Source organism: Micromonospora sp. WMMD987, assembly GCF_029581435.1.
Taxonomy (GTDB): Bacteria; Actinomycetota; Actinomycetes; order Mycobacteriales; family Micromonosporaceae; genus Micromonospora; species Micromonospora rifamycinica.
The window spans coordinates 1,873,820-1,899,475 of the sequence record NZ_CP120861.1 but is presented as its reverse complement, the minus strand read 5'-3'; the positions used below and the strand labels follow the sequence as shown (position 1 = coordinate 1,899,475).

Genomic DNA, 25,656 nt, shown 5'->3' with positions numbered 1-25,656 from the left:
TGCCGTGTCGATTCCCCGGCGTTCCCTCCTCGGTCTCGGGTTCGCTACCGCCCTCGGGTTGACCGGCTGCGCCGAGAACCCGCCCGCAGGATCGGCCGGCTCCTGGGCCACGGCCGCGGCGGGTGACGGTGTGTCGGGTGACGGTGCGTCCGGTGGCCAGGGCGCCGCCGCGGCGGGTCGGCCGGGGACGGCGGCCCGGGGCACCGCCCCCACCGCCGCCGCGAAGCCACGCACCCTCACCGTGGCGCTCCAGCGCTACCTCCAGCCGACCGCCGAGAACCCGAAGCACCCGACGTACGCCGGGGCGGTGGTGCTGGCGACGACCGACGGTGAGCCGACCGACCACCTGGCGGTCGGTGAGGCGCTGCGCTACGGTGCCGGGCCGGTCCTGTTGCCTGCGGCGAAGCGGGTCGCCATGCGCCCCGACTCGATCTTCGACCTGGCCTCGCTCACCAAGGTCTACACCGCCATCCTCACCCTGCAACAGGTCGACGCCGGCCGGATCGACCTGGACGCACCGGTGGTGCGCTACCTTCCCGAGTTCACCGGGGCCGGCAAGTCCGCCGTCACCGTGGCCATGCTGTTGGCCCACACCAGCGGCCTGCCGGTCGGGGCCAAGGTCACCGGTTACACGACGATGGCCGAACGCTGGCGCGCGGTGCTGACCACGCCGCTGGTCAGCGGCGCCACCCCGGGAACCGTGTTCCGCTACTCCAGCGTAGGCCTGATGGTGGCTGGGAAGATCGTCGAGAAGGTCACCGGGCTCAGCCTCGACCGGGCGCTGAAGACCCACCTGACCACCCCGCTGGGGCTGCGCTACACCGGGTTCAACCCCAACACCTGGCTCGGTACGGCCGACCGGGCCAACCGCCTGGTCGCCACCGACGCCCGCTCGTCCCGGGGTCTACTGCGGGGTGTGGTGCACGACGACGTCGCCAACCACCTGGGCGGCGTCGCCGGCCATGCCGGGATCTTCGCCCCCGCCGACGAGGTGGCGGTGATCGGGCAACTGCTGCTCGACGGCGGCAGCTACGGCGGCAAGCGGATCCTCGCCGAGAGCACCGTCGCCCGGATGCTGCGCAACGCCAACACCGGCCTGCCCGCGGTCGACCCGGACCGACCGCGCCGCACCTCCGACCACGGCCTCGGAGTGGTCCTCCACCAGCCCTGGTTCATGGGCAGGCACTCCCGGCCCACCACGTTCGGGCACACCGGCTTCACCGGCACCTCGTTCCTGGTCCAACCCGACCGACGCCGGGTGCTGGTCCTGCTCACCAACCGCGCCCATCCGAACTGGAGCTGGGCCGACCCGGACCCGGTCCGGGTGGCCGTCGCCGACACCTTCGCCTGACCCTCCCCGACGGCAGGTGGCGACCGGATTCCCCTGCCGGCGCTGCGGCCGGCACGTGACGGCACCGCCGACGCGGCAGACAGCAGCCTGCCCGTCGGCGTCCGTAAACTGGGCCGGTGGCCCCGGACGACCGCTCTACCCCCCTTCGGCTACCGCCGACCCGCCGGGGATGCCGCCACCGGTCGGTCGTGCCGGGGGCGGGACGATGAGTCGACGCGGTACGGGCACCCGGGCCACCCACCAGGCGCTGCCGCCGGCCATGCGGGACGCGGTGGACGAGTTCGCCACCCACCTCGCCCAGGTACGCAACCGGTCCACGCACACCGTCCGGGCGTACGTCGCCGACCTGGTCTCGCTGCTCGACCACGCCGTCCGGATGGGCTGCGCGGAGCCCGCCGACCTGGAGCTGGGCGTACTGCGTAGCTGGCTGGCGAAGCAACGGACGACCGGCGCGGCGCACAGCTCGTCGGCGCGGCGGGCCGCAGCGGCGCGGACCTTCAGTGGATGGGCACACCGGTCCGGTCTGCTGGCCACCGACGTGGCCGCCCCGCTGGCCACCCCGAAGACGCGTCGGGAGCTGCCGGCGGTGCTCCGCGCCGATCAGGCCGCCGCCCTCGTCGAGGCACCTGGCGGCGGAACTCCCGCACCGGTCGGTGCCGGACTCCCCGTGCCACGATCGGCGACGACCACGACGTCCCCAGCGGTGCCACCGGGAACGACCACGACAGCCCCACCGGCGACGGCCACGACGACCGGGCCGGAGGAAGCGGCGACCGGGCCGGAGGAAGCGGCGGCCGGGCCGGAGGAAGCGGCGGCCGGGCCGGAGGAAGCGGCGGCGGCCGGGCCGGAGGAGGAGGCGGCGACCGGGCCGGAGGAAGCGGCGGCCGGGCCGGAGGAGGAGGCGGCGGCCGGGCCGGTGCCACCCGGAACGGCGACGGCGACCCCGCCGCAGGCGGGCGCGGTGACCGGGGCGGTCCTGTTGCGGGACCGGGCGTTGCTCGAGATCCTCTACGCGACCGGCGCGCGGATCAGCGAGGTCTGCGGACTCGACGTCCCGGACGTCGACCACGAACGCCGGGTGATCCGGGTCCTCGGTAAGGGCAACCGGGAGCGGACGGTCCCGTACGGGCTGCCGGCCCAGCGGGCCATCGACCGGTGGCTGGCGGTGGGTCGGCCCGAGTTGGCCGGGTCGGCCTCCGACCGGGCGCTGTTCCTCGGTGCCCGGGGTGGACGGCTGCATCCGACGATGGCCCGGCGGATCGTCGCCGGTTACGCCCGGACCGCCGGCCTGCCCCCGACCAGCCCGCACGGGCTGCGTCACTCGGCGGCCACCCATCTGCTCGACGGCGGTGCGGACCTGCGGGTGGTGCAGGAACTGCTGGGGCACGCGTCCCTGGCGAGCACCCAGATCTACACCCACGTGTCGATGGAGCGGCTGCGCGCCGCCTACCGTCAGGCTCATCCCCGCGCCTGACGCGCCAGGTCGGGTCGGATCCACCGGTCACCGCGCCGACCGGCCGTCGCCGTCGCCGGGCCGTCGCGCCACCGCCACCGCCACCGACAGGCCCAGGTCCCGACGGGCCACCGCCGCCCAGCCGCCACCGCACCACAGTCAGCACCACAGCACAGTCAGCACCACAGCACAGCGAGCACCACAGCACAGCACAGCCAGCACCACAGCACAGCCGCCACCGCACCGTCGCCACCGAACAGGCCAGCACCGCCGGTAGGGCACAGCCGTCGATGGGCGACCGGTCGGTCGACGATCATCCGGGGGCTACCATCACCGGATGAGCGTCCCGCCGCCACCCGAGCCGATTCCCGGGGCACGACTGCTCTTCACCCTCGACCCCTCGGTCAGCTATCTCAACCACGGGGCTTTCGGCGCGGTGCCGCTCGGGGTGCAGCGGACCCAGCAACGGCTGCGCGACGAGATGGAGGCCAACCCGCAGCGCTTCTTCGGCCAGGCGCTGATCGACCGGCTCGCCCACACCCGACGGCACCTGGCCGCCTTCCTCGGTGCCGACCCGGAGGGCACCGCCCTGGTCGGGAACACCACCACGGGGGTGGCGGTGGCCCTCCAGTCGCTCGGTCTGCGCCCCGACGACGAGGTGCTCGGCACCGACCACGGGTACGGCGCAGTGAACTTCTCGGTGGCCCGGGAATGCCGGCGGACCGGCGCGACCACCCGTTCCCTGCACCTACCCCGGTCGGCCGGCGACGCCGAGATCGTGGAGATCGTCCGGGCCGGGCTCCGCCCGGGGCGTACCCGGCTGCTCCTGATCGACCAGCTCACTTCGGCCACCGCCCGGGTGCTGCCGGTCGCCGCGCTGGTGGCCGTGGCCCACGAGCACGGTATCCCCGTCCTGGTGGACGCCGCGCACGTGCCCGGGATGCTGCCGGTCCAGGTGGACGCGATCGGGGCCGACTTCTGGGTGGGCAATCTGCACAAGTGGGGGTTCGCCCCGCGCGGCACCGCCGTCCTGGTGGTCGCACCGCCGTGGCGGGAACGGATCGAGCCGTTGGTGGTGTCCTGGCAGCAGGCCGGTGGTTTCCCGGGCAACGTCGAGTGGCAGGCCACCCTCGACTACACCGGCTGGCTGAGCGCCCCGGCCGGCCTCTACACGCTCCGTAGCCTCGGCGTGGAGCGGGTCCGCGCGCACAACGCCGCGCTCGCGGCGTACGGGCAGCGGGTGGTCGGGGAGGCACTCGGGGTGCCGCCGGCCGACCTGCCCGACCCGGGCGGGCCGGGGGTGGCCATGCGGATCGTGCCGCTACCACCGGGCATCGCCGGCACCCTCGAGGAGGCGGGTGCCCTGCGTGCCCGGATCGCCGATCGGCTCGCCGCCGAGGTGTCGGTGATGGCCTGGCACCACCAGGGGTGGCTACGGCTCTGCGGCCAGGTCTACAACACCGCCGACGAGTACGACCGGTTGGCTGCCCGGCTGCCGGCGCTGCTGGGGGGAAGCTGACCGGGGTCGATCGGTCATCGGCCACCGGGAGCAGGCGAACCGGGCCGAGGCCGAGCAGGGCCATCGGGTCCAGGTAGTCCGGACCCCGCCGCACCCCCCAGTGCAGGCAGCTCCCGGTCGGGGCGGGGGTTTCCGCCGGTCGGCAGCCCGGATGACCGGGCAGCAGGACGCCCAGCGGTGCGCCGGCCGCCACCACGGCACCGGGACGCGCCCCGGGGCGGACCGGTTCGTAGGTGGTCCGCAGGCCGCCGGGGTGGCCGACGGTGACCACCGGCCGGCCGGCAACCATGCCGGCGAAGAGCACGGTGCCGGCACCGGCGGCCCGGACGGTGGCACCGGACGCGGCGGCGAGGTCCACGCCCCGGTGACCGGCGAGCCACGGCAGCGGTGGCGGGTCGAACCGCCGTACCGGCCGGGGCGGGCCGTCGAGCGGCCACCGGAACACCGGCGCCGGCTCGACCCGGGCCGGGACGGACGGTGGTGGGGTGGCCCGCCCGGCGGACCTGGCCGCCACGGACCCGGCGGACCCGGCGAGCCCGGCCGACCTAACGAGCCCGGCGGACCCGGCGAGCCCGGCGGACCCCGCGAGCCCGGCGGACCCCGCGAGCCCGGCGGACCCCGCGAGCCCGGCGGACCCCGCGAGCCAGGGCGAGCCGAACACGAGCCCGGCGGTCCCGAGCGCCACCACCTGCCGCAGTCCCGTACGCATCACCGCAGCATGGCGGGACCACCGGGCCGACGCCACGGACCGGTCGTCCGCTGTGGACAACGGGACCGGCTGGGGAAAAGCCTCCACCCACCCCGTCGATCTGCTATGCCACTGCGACGGCCCGGGGCCTGACCCGGCGAGGGAGGCCCACCACCCGCCGGTCCGGGCGACCGACCGGTGGACGGCCACCACCGCGGCGACCGACGGGGGGACGGCGGCACCGCGGCGACCGACGGGGGGACGGCGGCACCGCGGCGACCGACGGGGGGACGGCGGCACCGCGGCGACCGATCGGGGAGGACCGGACGCGCGGTGGGTCGGCCAGGGAGCGGTCTAGGCTGGCGACAGCGCAGCCGGGCGCGGAGCGGGAGGGCACCGATGACCACCATGGACGAGGTGAGCCGACCGTCGCGGGTCGCCGGAGCGGACGAGGCGATCAGTCCGGAGGAACTCCAGCTGGCCGCCCGTAACCACGGCATCCCGCTCGAAGCGCTGCGGTACGACGTCACCCCGGCCGGTCTGCACTACCTCCTCATCCACTACGACATCCCGGACCTCGACCCGGTCGCCCACACGCTGACCGTGGACGGCGCGGTGGGTCGGCAGCTCCGGCTCGACCTGGCCGGGTTGCGTGAGCGTCCCCGGGTGACCCGTCGGGTCACGATGGAGTGCGCCGGCAACGGGCGGGCGCTGCTGCACCCGCGCCCGGTCAGTCAGCCGTGGCTGGTGGAGGCGGTGGGCAACGCCGAGTGGACCGGCACCCCGCTGGCACCGCTGCTACGCGAGGCCGGGATCGCGCCCGACGCGGTCGACGTGGTGTTCACCGGTGCCGACCACGGCGTGGAACGCGGGGTGGAGCAGGACTACCAGCGGGCCCTGCCGGTCGCCGACGCGCTGCGCGACGAGGTGCTGCTGGCGTACGAGATGAACGGCGCTCCCCTGCTGCCTCAGCACGGCGCACCGCTGCGGCTGATCGTCCCGGGCTGGTACGGCATGGCGCACGTCAAGTGGCTGCGCGCGATCAGCGTGCTGACCGGGGAGTTCGACGGCTACCAGAACGCGGTGGCCTACCGGCTGCGGCGCGACGCCGACGATCCGGGTGTGCCGGTGACCCGGATCGAGCCCCGGGCGCTGGTCCGGCCACCGGGTTTCCCGGATTTCATGTCCCGTAGCAGGGTGCTGCGGCCCGGACCGTGCACGGTGGACGGGCGGGCCTGGTCGGGGCACGCCCCGGTGGTGTCGGTGGAGGTGACCACGGACGGCGGGGCGAGCTGGGGGCCGGCCATCCTGGACGGGCCGGGCGGCGGCGAGTGGTCCTGGCGACGCTGGTGGTACGACTGGACCCCGCAGCCCGGCCGATACTCGCTGGGGGCGCGGGCGACCGACGCGTCGGGGCGTACCCAGCCGGTGGAGCAGCCGTGGAACCGGGGTGGTTTCGCCAACAACCTCGTCCAGCGGGTGGACGTGCTCGTCGTCGCGGAGTGAGGCGGCCCGGTCCCGGCCCGGCGTCGGCGGTGGGCGGCCGACGCGGGGCGGGGATCAGCTACCGAAACCCGAGTCGGCGGGCAGCGAGATGTCCGGCTTCTCCAGCTCCTCGACGTTGACGTCCTTGAACGTCATCACCCGGACGTTCTTGACGAAGCGCGCCGGACGGTACATGTCCCACACCCAGGCGTCGTGCATCTCGACCTCGAAGTAGACCTCGCCGTCGGAGTTGCGCACGTGCAGGTCCACCTGGTTGGCCAGGTAGAAACGGCGTTCCGTCTCCACCACGTAGGAGAACTGACGGACGATGTCGCGGTACTCCCGGTAGAGCTGCAGCTCCATCTCGGTCTCGTACTTCTCGAGATCTTCCGCGCTCATCGCACTCCGCCTTCCATGACCACATCTTCCCCCACCGGTGCCGGAGGCCGAGGCTGCTCGCCCAACGCCACGCCGACGGTACCCCCTGGCGGGCCTGAGCGCTCCATCGGCTCCGCAGCGGCCGTGCCGAGCGGCCGGCGGGCCCGGGGCGGGGCACCCTCCCGGCCGGAGGCGGCAGCCACATTGACGTACGAGAACCGGTGCTCCACGCAGGGGCCACGGTCCCGCAGCGCCTCGGTGTGCTCGGCGGTGGCGTACCCCTTGTGCTCGGCGAAGCCGTAGCCCGGGTGCCGTCCGTCCAGCTCCACCATGATCCGGTCCCTGGTGACCTTGGCCAGTACGCTGGCCGCCGCCACGCAGGCCGCCACCCGGTCGCCCTTCCAGACCGCCAGCCCCGGCACGTCCAGCCCGTCGACCCCGAAGCCGTCGGTGAGCACGTAGTCGGGCCTGGTGGTCAGCGAGGCCAGGGCGCGGCGCATCGCGGCCAGGTTGCACACGTGCAGTCCCCGGGCGTCGACCTCATCGGCCGGGATGACCACCACCGCGTACGCCAGGGCACGGGCGACGACCTCGGCGTACACCCGCTCCCGGCTGGTCGGGGTGAGCAGCTTGGAGTCGGCCAGTCCCTCGATCTCGCCACGTCGTCCCTCGGGGAGCACCGCGGCGGCGGCCACCAGCGGGCCGGCGCAGGCTCCCCGGCCGGCCTCGTCCGCGCCCGCGACGTGCCGGAAACCGCGACGTTGCAGTGCCCGCTCCAGCGCGTAGAGCCCACCGTCGCGGCGGACCACGGTGCGCGGCGGGGTCAGCACGACGCCTCCGACGTGGGGGTCGTCGCCAGCACCCGGGTGAGCAGGGCCGCCAGGTCGACCGGGTAGCACCGCTCGTCGGTGTCGGCCAGCTCGGCCACCGACCACCAGTGGTGCCCGGTGACGCTGGCCCGTTCGATGTCGTCGAACCCGGCCGTGTCCACCTGCCAGGTGGGCACCCGGACCACGAAGAACTCCTGTTCCTGGCGGTACCACACGCCGTTGAAGGGGAACTCGATCGTCTCGGAGTGCACCGGTGCGCCCAGTTCGGCGGGGGTCAGTCGCAGGCCGGTCTCCTCGGCCAGCTCGCGGGCCGCCCCGGCGGCCGGGGACTCTCCGTCCGGTTCCAGCCCACCGCCGGGGGTGAACCAGTACCGGTGGCCCGGCCGGGCCGGGTCGAAGCCGGCGAAGAGGAGCACCCGACCGGACGCGTCGACGAGCAGCACACGGGCCGCGCGGCGGGGGTGGAAGTCGGTCACCGTACCAGCCTGCCAGACGGTGCCGGCGGTCGGCCACGCCCCGGCGGCCAGAACCGGTTCAGGGGTTGGGGATGCCGTCGAACGACTTGGGCACCGTCAGCCAGGTGGCCCGGTCGAACGGCCAGAAGACGGTGAAGGCCCGACCCACCACCTCGCCCTCGGGGATGGTGGCGCTGTCGATGTTGCGGCCGGACTGCTGCCAGTGCTCCAGGGAGTCGCCGGAGGCCGACCGGTGGTCACCCATCACCCAGAGCCGGCCTGCGGGGACGGTGATGTCGAACTCCTGGTCGGCGGGCTTGTCCTGCTGCCCGTTGGCGGAGTAGATGTACGGCTCGTCGAGGGACTTGCCGTTGATCGTCAGCCGTTCCTGCGCGTCGCAGCAGACCACGTGGTCGCCGCCGACCCCGATCACCCGCTTGATGAAGTCCTCGCCGTCGGGGTTGCCGCTCCACTCGGTCGGCGCCTTGAAGACCACCACCTCGCCACGGTGCGGTGAGCGGAAGTCGTAGACCAGCTTGTTGACCAGCACCCGATCGTCGATCTTGAGAGTGTTCTCCATGGACGGCGACGGGATGAAGAAGGTCTGCAGCACGAATGCGCGGACCAGCACCGCCACCAGGATCGCGACGCCCAGGAGGATGGGCAGCTCCTTCCAGAAGGAGCTGCGCGGCTTTTCGGTCTGCTCGTCAATCACGGGTGGAGCCTACGTCGCCGGAGCCGAAGGGGCCGCCCGGAACGCCGGAGGTGTTCCGGGCACCGGGAACGCCGGGGCCGGCCCGGGTGCCACCGGGGTCGCCCGCCGGCACCGCCCGACCAGGTCCGCCGCCCGGACCGGGCGACCATGGCGAGCAGGGCGGTGACCGGGAGGAGCAGGGCCACGTCACCGGACGGGGTCGGCCGGACCGGCGACGGGGCGGTGGGCGCGGCGGCGGAGTCGGACAGCCGGGCGAAGGTGTCCGGAACCGGCAGCGACGTCCAGCGGGAGGACGGCCACACCACCATGAACGCCCGGCCCACCACGTTGTCGATCGGCACCGGACCCTGGCAGCGGGCGTCCTGGGAGACCAGCCGGTGGTCGCCCATCACGAAGATCTGACCCGGGGGTACGACCACCTCGTCGAACCGGCGGGACCGGCACTCCTTCGGGTTCGGCGGTACGTCCAGCGGCGAGTCCCGCACCACGTACGGCTCGTCCAGCGGGATGCCGTTGACCAGCACGCGGCCCTGGTCGTCACAGCACTTGACCCGGTCGCCGGGCACCCCGATCACCCGTTTGATGAAGTCCTTCTCGCCGGGACGGCCCACCCCGACCAGGTCGCCGAGGGTGCGGCCGATCCTGCCGAGGGTGCCGACCGGCGGGGCCGGGCTCTCCAGGGCGACCCACTTGTCGGTCCCCCGGAAGACCACCACCTCACCGCGCAGCGGGTCACGGACGTCGTAGACGACCTTGTTGACCAGGACCCGGTCGCCGATGAGGAGGGTGTCCTCCATCGAGCTGGAGGGGATGAAGAAGGCCTGGAGCAGGAAGGTGCGGATCAGCACCGCGAGACAGAAGGCCACGATCAGCAGGAGCGGCAGCTCCTGCCAGAGGGGCATCTGCCGACGGGCGGGTCGGCTCCGCCGACGCCACGGGTCGGCTGTGCCGTTCGAGTCAAGCACCTGCACCACGCCACTCCCCGGTCCGCCGAAACGACACTACCGCCCGGGAGCCTCGTCGAGGCCCCACGGGCGGCAGTGGACGATCGGAGCGCCGCGACCAACGTCGCGACGCCACCTGCCGGTCTGCGCCCGTACCGATCAGCGTAATGCGCTCTGCTCGATACGACATCCGTGCAGGTCAGGCGGCCTGGTGGAGGGAAGTCAGCTGGGCTGCTTCTCCCGCTTCTCCTTGATCTTGGCCTTCTTGCCGCGCAGCTCACGCAGGTAGTAGAGCTTGGCCCGGCGGACGTCACCGCGGGTCACGACCTCGATCCGGTCGATACCCGGGCCGTTGAGCGGGTAGGTCCGCTCCACACCCACACCGAAGCTGACCTTGCGGACCGAGAAGGTCTCGCGCAGACCGTCACCCTGGCGGCGGATGACGACGCCCTGGAAGATCTGGACCCGGGACCGGTTGCCCTCGACGACCCGCGCGTGCACCTTGACGGTGTCACCGGCACGGAAGTCGGGGAGGTCGGTGCGCTTCGACTGGGCGTCAAGGGCGTCCAGGATGTTCATCGCTGCGTCCTCGTGATGCTCACGGCGCACCGTCACTCGGTGCGCGGATGGGTGATCCTGATCCCCGGGTGGCGGCCGGACGGGCCGGCTCCGGTCGGGAATCCTCGCAGCCCCCCACGGGCGTGGGTGGATGCGGCAACCCCCCTACTTTGCCACATCTGATGGGGGCAGCGGAAACCCACCCCGCTCCAACGTCTCCACGTCCCGTTTGTCCAGGCTCTCCGGGGGCAGCGCGGCGATCAGGTCGGCCCGTCGGGTGGCCGTCCGGGTCAACGCCTCGTCCCGTCGCCAGCGGGCGATCCGGCCGTGGTCGCCCGAACGGAGCACCTCGGGCACCTCGTGCCCCCGCCAACTCGCCGGCTTGGTGTACATCGGGGCTTCCAACAGGCCGTGGGCGTGCGACTCGTCGTCCAGCGAGCCGGCGTTGCCGAGCACCCCGGGCAGCAGCCGGGTGACCGCCTCCAGGATCACCAGCACCGCGACCTCGCCCCCGAAGAGCACGTAGTCGCCGAGCGAGACCTCGGTCACCCGCAGCCGGGTCGCCGCGTGGTCGAGCACCCGCTGGTCGATGCCCTCGTACCGGCCGCAGGCGAAGAGCAGGTGCGACTCGGCCGCCAGCTCGTGCGCCATCGCCTGGCTGAACGGCACCCCGGCCGGGGAGGGGACCAGCAGCCGGGGCAGGGTCAGGCCGTCCGGGGCCAGCTCGTCGGGGGCCAACGCGTCCAGCGCCGCGCCCCACGGCTCCGGCCGCATCACCATGCCCGGCCCGCCGCCGTACGGCGTGTCGTCGACCGTGCGGTGCACGTCGTGGGTCCAGCTCCGCAGATCGTGTACGGCCAACCGGAGCAGGCCCTGCTCACGGGCCCGCCCGATCAGCGACAGGTCCAGCGGGGCGAAGTACTCCGGGAAGATCGACACGATGTCGACGCGCATGTGGGTGACTTCCGGGCTAAAGGTCGAGCAGACCGGCCGGCGGGTCGACGACGACGCGTCCGCCGGCGAGATCGACCTCCGGGACGATCGCCCTGACGAACGGGATCAACGCGGTGCCACCCTGCGGGCGGCGCAGGACGAGCAGGTCGGACGCGGGCGCGTGGTCGATCTTCGCCACCTCGCCGAGATGCTCACCGGCCGGGGTCACCACGGCCAGACCGACCAACTGGTGGTCGTGGAACTCCTCCGGGTCCTCCGGCGGGGCGACGGTGGAGCTGTCCACCCCGACCAGGGTGCCGCGCAACGCCTCGGCGGTCTCCCGGTCGAGGACCCCCTCGAAGGCCACCAGCATCCGACCCTGGTGCATCCGGGCCGACTCGATGGTCAGTTCACCGGGGACCTGGTAGGCCACCCCCGACGCGCCGCCGGTCGGGACCGGCTCGGCGGCCCGTCCCCCGGCCCGGGGCGTCGCCCCCGGCTCGGTACGCAGCACCGAGCCGGGGGCGAAACGCGCTTCGGGCTCGTCGGTCCGCACCTCCACGGTGACCTCACCGCGGATCCCGTGCGGCTTGCCGATCCTGCCGACGATGAGCAGCATCAGTACGAGTCGACGATGTCGACGCGTACCCCGCGTCCACCGATGGAGCCGATCACCTGACGCAGGGCCTTGGCGGTCCGGCCGGACCGTCCGATCACCGTGCCCAGATCCTCAGGGTGCACGCGGACTTCCAGCCGCTTGCCCCGACGGGAGTCGACCATCCGGACGCGCACGTCGTCCGGGTGGTCGACAATTCCCTTGACCAGGTGCTCCAGGGCGGGACGCAGCGGCATGTCAGGCCTGCTCACCGGCGTCGGCAGCAGCGGCCGGGGCGTCGGCCTTCGGTGCGCTGGTCTCGGCCGGAGCCTCCGCCTTGGCGGCCTTGCGGGCCGGCTTGGCCGGGGTCTCCGGGGCCAGCCCGGCAGCGGCCTTCGCCTCGGCCTCGTACGCCGCCTTGCGGTCGGCCCGCTCGGCGGCGACCTTCAGCGGCGGCGGGGCCGGCAGGCCCTTGTACTTCTGCCAGTCGCCGGTCAGCTCCAGCAGACGCTGGACGGCCTCGCTCGGCTGCGCGCCGACCGAGAGCCAGTACTGGACCCGCTCCGACTTGACCTCGATGATCGAAGGATCTTCCTTCGGCTGGTACACGCCCACGAACTCGATCGCGCGACCGTCACGCTTGGTGCGCGAGTCGGCGACGACGATGCGGTACTGCGGGTTGCGGATCTTGCCCATCCGCAGGAGCCGGATCTTTACGGCCACAGTTGTTTCGCTCCTGTTGCGATTTCACCGGCCCGACTACGGGCGGTGCACGGGTGAGCGTCGACCGGCGCAGTGGGGTTGCGCCGGAGGCTGCTCGGTGGACTGGCGACACGCCCGGGTTAGAGGGCGCCGAACGCGCGCCGGATACCAGCGGCCCATTGTGCCAGATCGTCCGCCGGACGCTCACATCGGCCCGACCGGCGAAGGGGTCGACGCCCGCCCGGTGTGAGCGACGACACACTCAGCGTACGGGCGGGCGGTCCCAGCCGGGCGGCAGCTCCGTCGGAGCCGTCCAGTCGGCCGGCGGGACGAAGTCGCACCAGGTGCCGTCGAACGGGAACTCCCCCGCCTCGGCGAGGGCGATCACCCGCTGACCCTCGGCGCGGACCGCCTTCTCGTCGGCCACCCAGTAGTGGTCGGGGAAGGCCAGCCGCTCGGTGAACTCGTCCTCGTCCTTCCACCGCCAACTGCGGTCGGGGCTGACCACCACGTCCAGGTCCTGGTCGACCACGTCCACCCCGGCCACCGACCCGTCGTCCCACCGGACGCCGTGCTCCTCCAGGTTGACGTACCAGGTGGCGAAGCGGCCCTGCTGGTCGCGGAAGAACCACACCGAGTGGTCCGCCCCGGTGGGCAGGAACTCCAGCAGCGGCGGGCCGTTCCACCGCCCCCGGGCCAGCCGGTAGGAGGTGGCGATCCACTCGGTGAACGGCATCGCCCGCATGCCCAGACCCGCCTCGGACACCTCGTGCGCCACCGGCGTGTCCCGGGCCACCCAGAGCAGCAGCCCCCGGTCGTCGTCGAGAACCACCCGGGCCGCCCGGACCCAACCGATGCGGCCGTGCCGCACGTTCCGGTGCATGATCAGCTGACCTGGCGTGAAACGCACCACATCTCCACTGGTCTAGAAGGGCTTGCGGCACGCCGGCCCCGGCGGCGCGGCCGGGGCGCGTCGCGCCCACGGCGTCCCTGACACGCCGGGACCGGGCGGACGCGGACCAGGGTCCACGCCCACGGCACCCACCGTGCCCCGAAGGACCGGGCGGAAGCGGGACCACAGGTCCACGCCCACGCCACCCGCCGTGCGCCGAAGGACCGGGCGGACGCGGGACCACAGGGCCACGCCCACGGCACCCACCGTGCCCCGACAGCACCGGGCGGACGCGGGACCACGGGGCCGGGTCCGCGGAGCCGGACCCGTGGTACGCCGCCGATGTCGGTGGGCCGGGCCTCAGTAGGCGCGGGCCAGGATGGCGGTGAGGTCCGGCTCGTCCTCGTGGTCCGGGACGGAGCCGTCGGCCCGCAGCAGGCAGCGGACGGTGACGCCCTGACCGTTGGCCTCGGCCTCACCCGGGAGGCCGACCGCCGACCACGGCACCATCGCCCAGCCGGTGGCCGCCGCCTCGATCGCCTCGGCCAGGGTCGCCACCTCGACGGTGCGGGACCGCCGGTGGGCGAGCGCCTCGTCGTGCAGCGCCTGCTGGTCGGCCTCCAGGGCGGCCAGGACCGCGCCGACCACGTCCGCGACCGGGGTGGGCGCCTTGGAGCCGTCCGTACGCCGGACCACGACCGCGTTGCCGGCGGCCAGGTCGCGGGGGCCGACCTCGACGCGTACCGGATAGCCCCGCAGCTCGGCGTCGACGGCCCGGCGGCCGAACGCGGTGTCGACGCGGTCGTCGAGCGCTACCCGGACCCCGGCGTCGCGCAGCGCGTCGCGCAGCTTGGCCGCCGCCTCGCCGACCCCCTCGCCGTCCTTGACGATCATGACGTACGCCTGCACCGGGGCCAGCCGCGGCGGCACCCGCAGGCCGTTGTCGTCACCGTGCGCCATGATCAACCCGCCGAGCATCCGGGTCGAGGTACCCCAGGAGGTCGTCCAGGCGTGCTCCCGGCCCCCCTCGGCCGAGGAGTAGCTGATGTCGAACGCCTTGGCGAAGTTCTGCCCCAGCTCGTGACTGGTGCCGAGCTGGAGCGCCTTGCCGTCGCCCATCATGCCTTCGCAGGTGTAGGTGGCGGTCGCCCCGGCGAAACGCTCCCGGGCGGTCTTCAGCCCGACCACCACCGGGATGCCCAGCACGTTGACCATCAGGTCCTCGTACGCCTCGTGCAGGATCCGGCGGGCGTAGGCGCGGGCGTCTTCCCGGGTGGCGTGCGCGGTGTGCCCCTCCTGCCAGAGGAACTCGCTGGTGCGCAGGAAGACCCGGGGGCGCAACTCCCAGCGGACCACGTTCGCCCACTGGTTGAGCAGCAACGGCAGGTCCCGGTACGAGTCGATCCACTTGGCCATGAACTCGCCGATCACCGTCTCGCTGGTGGGGCGCACCACCACCGGCTCGGCGAGCTGCTTGCCGCCGCCGTGGGTGACCACCGCCAGCTCCGGCGAGAAGCCCTCGACGTGCTCGGCCTCGCGCTTGAGATAGCTCTCCGGGATGAACAGCGGGAAGTAGGCGTTCTCCGCGCCGGCCGCCTTGATCCGGGCGTCCATCTCGGCCTGCATCCGCTCCCAGATGGCGTAGCCGGCCGGACGGATGACCATGGTCCCCCGGACCGGGCCGTTGTCGGCCAGCTTCGCCTTGGCGATCAGGTCCTGGTACCAGCGGGGAAAGTCCTCCGCACGGGGAGTGAGCACGCGAGCCATGACCGCACATCCTATGCGCCCTCCTCCGGGCCGGCGCGATCGGGCGCGGCCCCACCCGGATCCCACCCACCAAAAACCCACGCCCCACGCCCCACGCCCCACGCCCCACGCCCCACGCCCCACGCCCCACGCCCCACGCCCCACGCCCCACGCCCCACGCCCCACGCCAAGATCGTGCTACTTCCGGGATGTAGTGGCATCCCCGTACCGCGAGGCCACTACATCCTGGATCGAGCGCGATCTTGCCAGCGGGCGGCACGGGGACAGGCGGCACGGGGACGGGCGGCACGGGGACGGGCGGCACGGGGACGGGCGGCACGGGGACGGGCGGCACGGGGACGGGCGGCACGGGGACGGGCGGCACGGGGACAGGCGGCACGGGGACAGGCGGCACGGGGACGGACGGCACGGGGACAGGCGGCACGGGGACGGACGGCACGGGGAGGCGGGGAGGCGGGGAGCGGCGAGGGTCAGCGGATCAGCCGGCCGCGCAGGATGATCCGGGAGGGGGTGCGCACCACGGTCAGGTCGCGGCGCGGGTCCTCGGGGTAGACGACCAGGTCGGCCAGGCCACCCTCGACGAGACCGGGGAAGCCGAGCCACTCCCGGGACCGCCAGGAGGCGGCGGCGAGCACGTCCACCGCCGGCATGCCGGCCTGCTCGTGCAGCAGCAGCATCTCCTCGGCGGCCAGTCCGTGGTCGATGCCGCCGCCCGCGTCGGTGCCCACGTAGATCGGCACCCCCGCCTCATACGCCGCGCGCACCACCCCGGGGAACCGGTCGCGCAGCGCGATCATGTGGTCGGCGTACCCGGGGAACTTGTTCCGGGCCGCGTCGGCGATGCCGCCGAAGGTCCGAATGTTGATCATCGTGGGGACCAGCGCGGTGCCCTGCCGGGCCATAAGGTCGATCAGGTCGAGGCTCAGGCCGGTGCCGTGCTCCACCGAGTCCACCCCGGCCCGCACCATGATCTCCACGGCCGACTCGCTGAAGGTGTGCACCGCGGCGCGTACCCCGGCGGCGTGCGCGGCGGCCACGGCGGCGGTCATCGTGTCGGCGTCCCAGGCCGGCGCGAGGTCGCCGATCCCCCGGTCGATCCAGTCGCCGACCAGCTTGACCCAGCCGTTGCCGGCGGCGGCCTGCTCCGTCACGGCCGCGGTGACCCCGGCCGCGTCGACCTCCAGGCCGATGTCGCGCAGGTAGCGCCTGGGCGGGGCGACGTGCCGGCCGGCGCGGGCCAGCCGCGGTAGCTCCGGCTCGTCGTCGAGTTCGGGGTACGGCAACGGCGAGCCGGCGTCACGCAGCGCGAGCACCCCGGCGTCCCGGTCGGTACGGGCCAGCGCGCGGGCCTGGTCGAGGGAGGTGACCGGGGCACCACCCCGGGCGATGCCGAGGTGACAGTGGGCGTCGACCAGGCCGGGCAGCACGAATCCCCGGTCGACGACGGTCCGGGCACCGGGCACCGGGTCGAAGGTCACCCGGTCGCCGTCGAGCCAGAGATCCCGTACCTCGTCGTCGGGCAGGAGCACACCGCGCACATGCAGAGCCATGCGCACAGTCCTACCCGATCACGGCAGCGCCCGTACGGGGACCTCCCGCCGCCCCCGACCCGATCACGGCAGCGCCCGTACGGGGACCTCCCGCCGGCCCCGCCACCGACGTGCGTCAGCGGGGCCGGTTGTCGCCCTTGCCGAACTTGTTGAAGTCGATCTTCGGCAGCTTGAAGCCCGGCGGCAGGCCCTGGCCACCGGCCAGGTCGTTCGGGTCCATCCCCGGCGGGAGCTGCGGCATGCCGCCCGGGAAGCCGCCCGGCAACCCGGCACCCGCGCCACTGCGCGGCCGGTTGCCGCCCTTGGTGCCCTTGCGCTTGTTCTTCGGCGACTTGGTGGCCTTGCGCCGCCCGCCGCCGGGCAGGCCCATCATGCCGCCCATCTGCTTCATCATCTTCTGCGCGTCGGCGAAGCGGTTGAGCAGCTGGTTGACGTCCATCACGGTGACGCCGGAGCCACCGGCGATGCGGGCCCGCCGGGAGCCGTTGATGATCTTCGGGTTGGTCCGCTCGGCCGGGGTCATCGACCGGATGATCGCGGTGACCCGGTCGAAGTGCTTGTCGTCCAGCTCGGCGAGCTGGTCCTTCATCTGCCCCATGCCGGGCATCATGGCCAGCACGTTGGCGATCGGACCCATCCGTCGCACCGCGATGAGCTGGTCGAGGAAGTCCTCCAGGGTGAACTGCTCACCGCCCATCAGCTTGGCGGTCATCTTCTCCTTCTGATCGGTGTCGAAGGCCTGCTCGGCCTGCTCGATCAGAGTGAGGACGTCGCCCATGCCGAGGATCCGGCTGGCCATCCGGTCGGGGTGGAAGACGTCGAAGTCCTCCAGCTTCTCGCCGGTGGAGGCGAACAGGATCGGCTGGCCGGTGACCTGCCGCACCGACAGCGCGGCACCACCCCGGGCGTCGCCGTCCAGCTTGGACAGCACCACGCCGGTGATACCGACGCCGTCGCGGAACGCCTCGGCGGTGCGGACCGCGTCCTGGCCCACCATCGCGTCGATGACGAAGATGACCTCGTCCGGGTCGACCGCGTCGCGGATGTCGGCCGCCTGCCGCATCATCTCGGCGTCGATGCCGAGCCGGCCGGCGGTGTCGACGATGACGATGTCGCGGGCGGCCCGCTTCGCGTGCTCGATGGAGGCGCGGGCGACCTGCACTGGGTCGCCGGTGCCGTTGCCGGGCTCCGGGGCGTACACCTCGACGCCGGCCCGGCCACCGAGCACCTGGAGCTGCCCGACGGCGTTGGGACGCTGGAGGTCGGCGGCGACCAGCAGCGGCTGGTGCCCCTGGGCCTTGAGCCAGCGGGCCAGCTTGCCGGCGAGGGTGGTCTTGCCGGAGCCCTGGAGACCGGCCAGCATGATCACCGTGGGCGGCTGCTTGGCGAACTGGAGCCGTCGCCCCTCGCCGCCGAGCACGTTGACCAGCTCTTCGTTGACGATCTTGACGATCTGCTGGGCCGGGTTGAGCGCCTGGGAGACCTCCGCGCCGCGGGCCCGTTCCTTGACGTTCGCGATGAAGCCCTTGACCACCGGCAGCGCGACGTCCGCCTCCAGCAGCGCCAGCCGGATCTCGCGCGCGGTGGCGTCGATGTCGGCGTCGGTGAGCCGGCCCTTGCCACGGAGCTTGGTGAAGATTCCGGACAGGCGGTCACTCAAGGTGTCAAACACGCGAACATCCCGTTTGTCGTCATCGGCGGGCACAATGCGGCCGGGCCGGCTGTCCAGCCCACCGTTAGGGTAGCCCGCCGGCCGTGCTCCCGCTCCGGCCCCGCTCGCCCCGTCCCGCGCCGCGCCGAAGGCGACGGACGCGCGTCGTCACCCCGCCGGCACCACCCGGGTCAGGAAACCACCGGACCCGACCGGTAGGCGACCACCACCAGTCGGCCCGGTCCCGGGCAGCCAGCCCGACCGTCCCCCCGGCCGACGTGGGTACGCGCGGCGGCGGGGCCCACGCCGCGGCGGCCCGGCGGCGGCGGCGGGGCCCCGGCACACGTCGACGGGTGTGGCCCGCGACCCGAAGGCCAGATCGACGGGCGTAGTCCGCGACCCGAAGGCCGCATCGACGGGCGTGGCCCGCGACCCGAAGGCCGCATCGACGGGCGCGGCCCGCGACCCGGAGGCCGTCCGGGAACCGTCTGCGCGGTCGGGGAGCGGGCGGCGCGGTCGGGGAGCGGGCGGCGCGGTCGGGGAGCGGGCGGCGCGGTCCTACACGGCGGCGAGGACGGCCGCCTCGATCTGGTCCCGCTGCTCGTCCGACGGCCAGCCACCGACCAGGTAGAACGCGTCCACCACGTCACCGCCGAGGGTGGAGATGCGGGCGGCGCGCACCTGCGCCCCGGCCTCGTCCAACGCGCAGGTGACCCGGTAGAGCAGACCCGCCGCGTCGGCGGCGCGCAGCTCCAGCAGGACCGCGTCGGTGGCCGCTTCCCGGTGCCAGACCACCCTCGGCGCGGCGCCCTGGCTGCGCGCGGCGAGCGCCCGGCCGCGCAGCCGCTGGGTGACCGAGACGTCGCCGGCAACCGCGCGACGCAGGTCGGCGCTGAGCGCGATCGGGTCCGGGGCCAGCCCGTAGCGCGGCTGTACCCGGCACTCGACCAGTGCCCGGTCGTCGACCGTGGCGGCGTCCGCCGAGATCACGTCCAACCGGTGCAGGGCCAGGCAGCCGGCCACCGTGGCGAGCAGCCCCCGCCGGTCGGCCGCGGCCACCGAAACCCGGTCGTCGGTCAGGTGGACCACCGGCAGCGGCCCGGCGACCAATGCCGGGTCGGGGTCCGGTGGGGCGGGTACCACGCCGGTGTCCAGGGTGGTCCGCACCCGGGCCACCAGCTCGGCGATCAGCCGGCCCTTCCAGCCGGACCAGGCGGCCGGGCCGGTGGCGGCCGCGTCCGCCAGCACCAGGGCGTGCAGCAGCTCCAGGGTGGTGGTGTCGCCGACCCGCTCGGCCACCCCGGCGACCGTCTTGGGGTCGGACAGGTCACGGCGGGTGGCCACGTCGGGTAGGAGCAGGTGCAGCCGGACCAGCGTGCCGATCAGCGCCGCCTCCTCGACGGGCAGGCCGATCCGGGTGGCCACCGCCTCGGCCAGTGGCGCACCGACGGTGGAGTGGTCGCCGTCCAGCCCCTTGCCGATGTCGTGCAGGAACGCGCCGATCAGCAGCAGGTCCGGGCGTTCGACGTCGCGGGTGTGCCGGCTCGCCTCGTACGCGGCCTGCACCAGGTGGCGGTCGAGGGTGAACCGGTGCACCGGGTTGTGCTGGGGCAGGCTGCGCAGCCGGGTCCACTCGGGCAGCCAGCCGTCGACCAGGCCGTACCGGTCGCAGGTCTCCCAGGCCGGCACCAGCCCGGGGCCGGCACCCAGCAGGGTGACGAACGCGCTCCGGGCGGCCGGCGGCCAGGGCGCGGGCAGCGGCGGGCAGTACGCGGCCAGCCACTCACAGGTGGCGCGGGCGATCGGCAGCCGGGTGGTGGCCGCCGCGGCGGCGATCCGCAGCGACAGGCTCGGGTCGGGGCGGGCTCCGATGGCGGTCCGGGCGAGCACCAGTTCCCCGTCGTGCTCGACCACGTCCCGGGCCACCGGGCGACGCAGCGGCCGACCGTCGGCGCCCCGGCGTCGGCCGGAGCGGAGCCGGTCGGCGGCCCGCCAGGCGTCGTCGAGGGCGTGGCTGACGGTACGCGCGTCGCCGGCCACCCGACGCAGCAGGGCGTCGCCGTCGCCGGCCTCCGCCCGTGCCCCGGTGTCGGTGGCCTCGGCCGTCGACGGGCGCAGTCCGAGCAGCGCGGCCACCCCGGCACGTTCCTGGGCGACCAGCCGGTCGACCCGGCGGCCCACCTGCTGGTGCAGGGCGTCGCGGGTGTCCAGCAGCCGCAGGTGGGCGGCGCGGACGGCGGGGCGCAGCGCGTCGGTGATCCCGGCGGTGGCGATGGCCCGCAGGATGCCCACGTCACGGAGCCCGCCGGCGGCCTCCTTGAGGTCACCTTCGAGCAGGAAGGCCAGCTCGCCGTGGGTGCGCCAGCGCACCTCGGTGATCTCCCGCAGGGCGGGCAGCTGGCGGACGGCGGTCCGCCGCCAGTGGTCGGTGGCGGTGCGGGTGAGGGTGTCGGCGAGCGTCCGGTCACCGGCGACGAACCGGGCGTCGAGCAGGGCGAGGGCGACCTTGACGTCGTCCTGGGCCACCGACAGGGCCTCGGCGAGGGTACGCACGGAGTGGTCGAGCCGGATCCCGGCGTCCCAGATCGGGTACCACAGCGAGGCGGCCAACTCGTCCACCCCGGCCACCCCGGCGTGCAGCAGGACGAGATCGAGGTCGCCGCTCGGGGAGCACTGCCGACGGCCGAGTCCACCGACGGCGACCAGGGCGATGCCCTCCCGCCCCGGCAGCAGGCCGCGCAGCCACGCGTCGAAGGCCCCGGCCCGTCGCACCCGGGCCGGTTCCCCGATCCCCCCGGGAATCCGGACGACCCCGTCGACCAAGAGGTTTCCGTCTCCGTCGCCGGTGTCGTCCGACGCATTCCTCTTGATCGACGAGGTCATCTGGTGTGGTCCTCCTACAGGGCGTCGAGGCCGCGTTCGCCGGTACGGACCCGGACGACCTCTTCCACGCCGGTCACCCAGACCTTGCCGTCCCCGATCTTGCCGGTCCGGGCGGCGGCCACGATCGCGTCGACCACCTTGTCGACGTCCATCTCGTCGGTGAGCACCTCGACCCGGATCTTGGGCAGGAACTCGACCGTGTACTCGGCACCCCGGTAGACCTCGGTGTGCCCCTTCTGACGCCCGTACCCCTGGACCTCGCTGACGGTCAGGCCGGCGACGCCGAGGGCGTGCAGGGCCTCCTTCACCGCGTCCAGTTGGTACGGCTTGATGACCGCGGTCACCAGCTTCATGTCCAAGCCCTCCATTCTCCGAACGTTATCCGGCGACCTTCTCGTCCACCGGCGCGGTGGCCTCCGGGGATGCCTCCGGGGAGGCCGGCTTCGCGCCGCCCGGGGTGATCCCGGCCATCGCGAACGCCCCACCACCGGCACCGCCGGTGCTCGGGGACAGGTCGTAGCCGCTCTCCGCGTGCTCGCTGATGTCGATGCCCTCGACCTCGTCCTCGGCCTTGACCCGGAAACCGAGGGTCTTGTCGATGACGAACGCGAGCACCCAGGCGACACCGAACGACCAGGCGGTGACGATCAGACCAGCGAGGGCCTGGCGACCGAACTGGGTGACGCCGCCGCCGTAGAACAGGCCGTCGGAGGCCCCGACCACGTCGCTGATCGCGGCGTTGACCGAGTTGGTGGCGAACAGGCCGAGCCAGAGCGACCCGATCCAGCCACCGACGAAGTGCACGCCGACCACGTCGAGCGAGTCGTCGTAGCCGAGCTTGTACTTCAGGCTGATGGCCAGCGCGCAGACCACACCGGCGACGATGCCGAGCAGGACCGCGGCCCAGGGGGCGATGAAACCACAGGCGGGGGTGATGGCGACCAGACCCGCGACGGCACCGGACGAGGCACCGACCATGGTCGGCTTCTTGTCCTTGATCCACTCCACCGCGATCCAGCCGAGCACCGCCGCGGCGGTGGCGAGCTGGGTGTTGATGAAGGCCAATCCGGCGACCGAGTCGACGGTCAGCTCCGACCCGGCGTTGAAGCCGAACCAGCCGAACCACAGCAGACCGGCGCCGAGCGCGACCAGCGGGATGTTGTGCGGCTTCATGCCCTCACGCGGCCAGCCGAGACGCTTGCCGAGCACCAGGGCGACGGCGAGGGCCGCCGCACCGGCGTTGATGTGCACCGCGGTACCACCGGCGAAGTCGAGCGCGTGGATCTTGGCACCGATGATGCCGCCGCCCCACACCCAGTGGGCGACCGGGAAGTAGACCAGGGTGGCCCAGCCGAAGGCGAAGAGCAGCCAGCCGCCGAACTTGGCCCGGTCGGAGATCGCGCCGCTGATCAGCGCGACGGTGATCACCGCGAAGACCATCTGGAACGCCATGAACACGTACAGCGGGACGCCGATGCCGCTGGGGTTCTCCGCCGTGGCGCCCCACAGGTCGGTCTCGGCGAGGAAGGTCTTGGTGCCCAGGTACGCACCGGGGTCGCCCCAGAAACCGTTGACGTCGGTCCCGAAGGCGATGCTGAAACCGTAGAACCACCACAGAACAGAGATGAGCCCGATGGCGGAGAAGCTCATCATCATCATGTTGAGCACGCCCTTGGCCCGGTTGAGGCCGCCGTAGAACAGCGCCAGTCCCGGGGTCATGAGCAGCACGAGAGCGGTCGAAACCAGCAGCCAAACGGTGTTGCCGCCGTCGATCGTCGGTGCTTCAGGCACGCTGGCCTCCTAAAGGTGAAGTTCCCTCCTTCGCGGCTTCCGGGGCAGCGTCGCCCGTACGCCGGTTGCGCGGAAGCTTGGTCGGCCGCTGTTTCCGGACCGACACCCCTCGATTTCCGACACGTGACGGGTTGTTTCCGGCGTGTGAAGAAGCACGATCATGAAATTCGGAGAACGAAAGAGTGGCCGTCCGGTGACGAACGGCCCCTCTTTCCCCGATGGCGACCGGCCGGAAGGCCACTCCCGGACTCCCGGGGCGCGGGGTCGCCGGGCACGGCCAGCGCGGGACGTGCCGGGATCGACGCGGGCGGGACGTGCCGGGTCCGAGCCGGGCGCGGTCCGCGGCCCCGACGTCAGCGCAGGGCGTGCTCCAGGGCGTGCCGCTCGTAGTCCAGCAGGCGCAGGTCGCGCATCGGGCGACGAAGGTGACCCTTGTGCACGATCCGGACGAACGCCGGCTCACCGGCGGCGGCCATCCGTCGGATGCCCTCCACGTGGTCCACGATCCGCTTGCGGATGGTCCGGATCAGCCGGTGCCGGTCCCGGGGGATCAACCCGTACGCGTCGGCGAAGAGCCGCAGCCGGCGCGGCCGGTCCGGGTGCTTCCAGCCGAGCGTGATCGAGTCCCGGTCGGCGAAGATCGGCACCCAGGTCCAGGCCGCGTACGCCACGTCGTAGATCCGGGCGCCGGGCGAGGCGAGGTCGAAGTCGATCAGGCCGAGGGTGCCGTCGGGCCGCCAGATCACGTTGTGCGGGGCGGCGTCGTGGTGGCAGATCACCTCGGTGTCCGGCGGTGGCGGGCCGAACGAGCGCCAGACCGCGCCGGGCGGCGGGGCGAAACCGTACTGGGCGTCGTGGAACATCCGTAGCATGGTGGCCACGGTCACCAGCGCCTCGTCGGTGACCCAGTGCGGGGCCAGCGGGTACTCCCCGCACTCCCCCTCGAGGTAGGACAGCACCTCCCGGTTGCGCTCGTCCATGCCCAGCGCCCGGGGGGCGCCGGTGAACCCGACGTACTCCAGGTGGCGCAGGAGGGCGTGCACCGAGGGCGTCCACGGGCCGGCGTTGCGCCGGACGGTGTCGCCGACCCGGACCACGGTGCTCACGTTCCCGCCGTGCAGCGGGATCTCCTGCGAGGTCACGTACGGTCTCCCCAGGCCCGGTGCCGGATGGCGGGGGTCACGCCACCCGGCGTACGCGCGATCGTCGTTGCCCACGCGAGGTTACGCGTCCCGGGCGAGCGGCTCGACGCCGAGCAGCGCGTCGACGAACTGTGCCGGGTCGAACGGGGCCAGGTCGTCCGCGCCCTCGCCGAGACCGACCAGCTTGACCGGGATGCCGAGCTTGCGCTGCACGGCGATCACGATGCCGCCCTTGGCCGTGCCGTCCAGCTTGGTCAGCACCACACCGGTCACGTTCACCACCTCGGTGAAGACCCGGGCCTGCTCCAGCCCGTTCTGCCCGGTGGTGGCGTCCAGGATCAGCAGGGTCTCGTCGATCGGGCCGTGCTTCTCCACCACCCGTTTCACCTTGCCCAGCTCGTCCATCAGGCCGATCTTGTTCTGCAACCGGCCGGCGGTGTCGATGAGCACGGTGTCGGTGCCGGCGTCGATGCCCCGCCGGACCGCGTCGAAGGCCACGCTGGCCGGGTCGGCCCCCTCGGCCCCACGGACCGTCTCGGCGCCCACCCGGCCGCCCCAGGTCTCCAGCTGGTCGGCGGCGGCGGCCCGGAAGGTGTCGGCCGCCCCGAGGGTGACCGAACGCCCGTCGGCCACCAGCACCCGGGCGATCTTGCCGCAGGTGGTGGTCTTGCCGGCCCCGTTGACCCCGACCACCAGCAGCACCGCCGGCTGGCCGTCGCGGCCGGTGGTGCGCAGCGACCGGTCCAGGGTCGGGTCGAGGGCGTTGACCAGCTCGGCGGCGAGCAGGTCGCGCAGCTCACCGGCGGAGCGGGTGCCGAGCACCCGGGTCCGCTCGCGGAGCCGGTCGACGATGTCCCGGGTGGCGTCGATGCCGACGTCGGCGGTGATCAGGCTGTCCTCGATCTCCTCCCAGGCGTCCTCGTCGAGGTGGTCGCGGGCGAGCAGGCCGAGCAGGCCCTTGCCGAAGGCGTTCTGCGAGCGGGCCAGCCGGGACCGCAGCCGGACCAGCCGGCCGGCGGTCGGCTCGGGGACCTCCAGCGGCGGGGTCACCACCACCGGCGGCTCGACCAGGACGCCGGTGGACAGGTCGGACTCCGCCGCCTCGACGGGCGGCCCGGCCAGGTCCTCCTCCGCCCGGGTGTCGACCTCGGTCTGCGGCAGCGGGGGCTCGGCCCGCCGCCGCAGCCGGGGCACCACCAGGCCGAGACCGCCGAGGATCAGCACGCCGAGCAGGGCCAGTGCGACGAGGAGGTAGTCCGTCATGCCGAAATCCTGTCAGATGCCGGCGACGGCGTCCCACTCACCGCCTCCGAAGCTGAGCCAGCTGCGGGTACGCTCGCCGCTGCCGGGGGTGACCCACCCGCCCACGGGGTA

The 25,656-nt window shown here is 73.4% G+C and carries 22 protein-coding genes and 2 pseudogenes; 4 read left to right on the top strand and 20 right to left on the bottom strand.

Features of this window, described 5'->3' with window-relative positions; genetic code table 11:
• Positions 1-4 precede the first annotated feature (4 nt).
• The 3 genes from O7612_RS08370 (at position 5) to O7612_RS08360 (ending at position 4,323) form a co-directional block, all read left to right on the top strand.
• Positions 5-1,351, top strand: coding sequence for a serine hydrolase domain-containing protein (locus O7612_RS08370; RefSeq protein ID WP_282271965.1), 1,347 nt, complete (start codon positions 5-7; stop codon positions 1,349-1,351).
• Positions 1,352-1,556: 205 nt separating this feature from the next.
• Positions 1,557-2,825 (top strand): tyrosine recombinase XerC, encoded by a 1,269-nt coding sequence (locus O7612_RS08365; protein ID WP_282271963.1) that lies wholly within the window; start codon positions 1,557-1,559, stop codon positions 2,823-2,825.
• Positions 2,826-3,141: 316 nt separating this feature from the next.
• On the top strand, positions 3,142-4,323 hold the full coding sequence (locus O7612_RS08360) for an aminotransferase class V-fold PLP-dependent enzyme (RefSeq protein ID WP_282271961.1): 1,182 nt from the start codon (positions 3,142-3,144) through the stop codon (positions 4,321-4,323).
• A gap of 22 nt (positions 4,324-4,345) precedes the next feature.
• Here the strand turns inward: O7612_RS08360 and O7612_RS29475 are convergent.
• Positions 4,346-4,783: pseudogene (locus O7612_RS29475) on the bottom strand (M23 family metallopeptidase); the annotation flags it as partial.
• A gap of 627 nt (positions 4,784-5,410) precedes the next feature.
• On the opposite strand from O7612_RS29475, the gene O7612_RS08350 reads away from it, so the two are divergent.
• Complete coding sequence (locus tag O7612_RS08350; RefSeq protein ID WP_282271958.1) at positions 5,411-6,517, top strand: sulfite oxidase; 1,107 nt, start codon at positions 5,411-5,413, stop codon at positions 6,515-6,517.
• A gap of 54 nt (positions 6,518-6,571) precedes the next feature.
• On the opposite strand, the gene O7612_RS08345 is transcribed toward O7612_RS08350, so the two are convergent.
• From O7612_RS08345 to ftsY, 19 genes and pseudogenes are all read right to left on the bottom strand, one after another.
• Positions 6,572-6,895 carry a DUF2469 domain-containing protein gene (locus O7612_RS08345; protein ID WP_011905215.1) on the bottom strand — a complete coding sequence of 108 codons (324 nt, stop codon included), beginning with the start codon at positions 6,893-6,895 and terminating at the stop codon, positions 6,572-6,574.
• Positions 6,892-7,704, bottom strand: a complete 813-nt coding sequence (locus tag O7612_RS08340; RefSeq protein ID WP_282271957.1) for a ribonuclease HII — start codon at positions 7,702-7,704, stop codon at positions 6,892-6,894. The genes O7612_RS08345 and O7612_RS08340 overlap by 4 nt, the downstream gene beginning before the upstream one ends.
• On the bottom strand, positions 7,698-8,180 hold the full coding sequence (locus O7612_RS08335; protein ID WP_282271955.1) for an NUDIX domain-containing protein: 483 nt from the start codon (positions 8,178-8,180) through the stop codon (positions 7,698-7,700). Before O7612_RS08335 ends, O7612_RS08340 begins: the two co-directional genes overlap by 7 nt.
• A 58-nt stretch (positions 8,181-8,238) precedes the next feature.
• Entirely contained in the window at positions 8,239-8,874 is a 636-nt protein-coding gene (gene lepB, locus O7612_RS08330; RefSeq protein WP_067307338.1) for a signal peptidase I, read from the bottom strand.
• A gap of 128 nt (positions 8,875-9,002) precedes the next feature.
• Positions 9,003-9,848 (bottom strand): annotated as a pseudogene (lepB, locus tag O7612_RS08325) (signal peptidase I); the annotation flags it as partial.
• Positions 9,849-10,040: 192 nt separating this feature from the next.
• On the bottom strand, positions 10,041-10,397 hold the full coding sequence (gene rplS / locus O7612_RS08320) for a 50S ribosomal protein L19 (RefSeq protein ID WP_030335223.1): 357 nt from the start codon (positions 10,395-10,397) through the stop codon (positions 10,041-10,043).
• A gap of 144 nt (positions 10,398-10,541) precedes the next feature.
• The gene (gene trmD, locus O7612_RS08315; protein ID WP_282271950.1) at positions 10,542-11,330 is read right to left on the bottom strand and encodes a tRNA (guanosine(37)-N1)-methyltransferase TrmD; all 789 of its coding nucleotides are present in this window, start codon (positions 11,328-11,330) and stop codon (positions 10,542-10,544) included.
• A gap of 16 nt (positions 11,331-11,346) precedes the next feature.
• A complete protein-coding gene (rimM, locus tag O7612_RS08310) occupies positions 11,347-11,925 on the bottom strand; it encodes a ribosome maturation factor RimM (RefSeq protein WP_282273840.1) in 579 nt (192 codons plus the stop codon).
• A 2-nt stretch (positions 11,926-11,927) separates the two neighbouring features.
• A complete protein-coding gene (locus O7612_RS08305) occupies positions 11,928-12,188 on the bottom strand; it encodes an RNA-binding protein (protein ID WP_172862164.1) in 261 nt (86 codons plus the stop codon).
• On the bottom strand, positions 12,163-12,627 hold the full coding sequence (gene rpsP / locus O7612_RS08300; RefSeq protein ID WP_282271947.1) for a 30S ribosomal protein S16: 465 nt from the start codon (positions 12,625-12,627) through the stop codon (positions 12,163-12,165). Before rpsP ends, O7612_RS08305 begins: the two co-directional genes overlap by 26 nt.
• A gap of 241 nt (positions 12,628-12,868) precedes the next feature.
• Positions 12,869-13,516, bottom strand: a complete 648-nt coding sequence (locus tag O7612_RS08295; RefSeq protein WP_282271945.1) for a DUF402 domain-containing protein — start codon at positions 13,514-13,516, stop codon at positions 12,869-12,871.
• A 342-nt stretch (positions 13,517-13,858) separates the two neighbouring features.
• Positions 13,859-15,265 carry a proline--tRNA ligase gene (gene proS, locus O7612_RS08290; RefSeq protein WP_282271944.1) on the bottom strand — a complete coding sequence of 469 codons (1,407 nt, stop codon included), beginning with the start codon at positions 15,263-15,265 and terminating at the stop codon, positions 13,859-13,861.
• A gap of 470 nt (positions 15,266-15,735) precedes the next feature.
• Positions 15,736-16,815: an amidohydrolase family protein gene (locus O7612_RS08285; RefSeq protein WP_282271942.1), complete on the bottom strand. Its 1,080-nt coding sequence runs from the start codon at positions 16,813-16,815 to the stop codon at positions 15,736-15,738.
• A gap of 115 nt (positions 16,816-16,930) precedes the next feature.
• Positions 16,931-18,487: a signal recognition particle protein gene (gene ffh / locus O7612_RS08280; RefSeq protein WP_282271940.1), complete on the bottom strand. Its 1,557-nt coding sequence runs from the start codon at positions 18,485-18,487 to the stop codon at positions 16,931-16,933.
• A 537-nt stretch (positions 18,488-19,024) separates the two neighbouring features.
• Entirely contained in the window at positions 19,025-21,349 is a 2,325-nt protein-coding gene (locus O7612_RS08275) for a [protein-PII] uridylyltransferase (protein ID WP_282271938.1), read from the bottom strand.
• 14 nt (positions 21,350-21,363) lie between these two features.
• Positions 21,364-21,702, bottom strand: coding sequence for a P-II family nitrogen regulator (locus O7612_RS08270; protein ID WP_067307311.1), 339 nt, complete (start codon positions 21,700-21,702; stop codon positions 21,364-21,366).
• A 25-nt stretch (positions 21,703-21,727) separates the two neighbouring features.
• Positions 21,728-23,140 carry an ammonium transporter gene (locus O7612_RS08265; protein WP_282271932.1) on the bottom strand — a complete coding sequence of 471 codons (1,413 nt, stop codon included), beginning with the start codon at positions 23,138-23,140 and terminating at the stop codon, positions 21,728-21,730.
• 353 nt (positions 23,141-23,493) lie between these two features.
• Positions 23,494-24,357 carry an aminoglycoside phosphotransferase family protein gene (locus tag O7612_RS08260; protein WP_282271930.1) on the bottom strand — a complete coding sequence of 288 codons (864 nt, stop codon included), beginning with the start codon at positions 24,355-24,357 and terminating at the stop codon, positions 23,494-23,496.
• Positions 24,358-24,363: 6 nt separating this feature from the next.
• Complete coding sequence (gene ftsY, locus O7612_RS08255; protein WP_282271928.1) at positions 24,364-25,545, bottom strand: signal recognition particle-docking protein FtsY; 1,182 nt, start codon at positions 25,543-25,545, stop codon at positions 24,364-24,366.
• Positions 25,546-25,656: the final 111 nt, after the last annotated feature.

What these genes read in the sequence shown, in the direction of transcription:
- O7612_RS08365 (WP_282271963.1), top strand. Translation starts at nt 1,557, where the DNA reads ATGAGTCGACGCGGTACGGGCACCCGGGCCACCCACCAGGCGCTGCCG.
- O7612_RS08360 (WP_282271961.1), top strand. Translation starts at nt 3,142, where the DNA reads ATGAGCGTCCCGCCGCCACCCGAGCCGATTCCCGGGGCACGACTGCTC.
- O7612_RS08350 (WP_282271958.1), top strand. Translation starts at nt 5,411, where the DNA reads ATGACCACCATGGACGAGGTGAGCCGACCGTCGCGGGTCGCCGGAGCG.
- O7612_RS08345 (WP_011905215.1), bottom strand. Translation starts at nt 6,895, where the DNA reads ATGAGCGCGGAAGATCTCGAGAAGTACGAGACCGAGATGGAGCTGCAG.
- rplS (WP_030335223.1), bottom strand. Translation starts at nt 10,397, where the DNA reads ATGAACATCCTGGACGCCCTTGACGCCCAGTCGAAGCGCACCGACCTC.
- trmD (WP_282271950.1), bottom strand. Translation starts at nt 11,330, where the DNA reads ATGCGCGTCGACATCGTGTCGATCTTCCCGGAGTACTTCGCCCCGCTG.
- proS (WP_282271944.1), bottom strand. Translation starts at nt 15,265, where the DNA reads ATGGCTCGCGTGCTCACTCCCCGTGCGGAGGACTTTCCCCGCTGGTAC.
- O7612_RS08285 (WP_282271942.1), bottom strand. Translation starts at nt 16,815, where the DNA reads ATGGCTCTGCATGTGCGCGGTGTGCTCCTGCCCGACGACGAGGTACGG.
- O7612_RS08275 (WP_282271938.1), bottom strand. Translation starts at nt 21,349, where the DNA reads ATGACCTCGTCGATCAAGAGGAATGCGTCGGACGACACCGGCGACGGA.
- O7612_RS08270 (WP_067307311.1), bottom strand. Translation starts at nt 21,702, where the DNA reads ATGAAGCTGGTGACCGCGGTCATCAAGCCGTACCAACTGGACGCGGTG.
- ftsY (WP_282271928.1), bottom strand. Translation starts at nt 25,545, where the DNA reads ATGACGGACTACCTCCTCGTCGCACTGGCCCTGCTCGGCGTGCTGATC.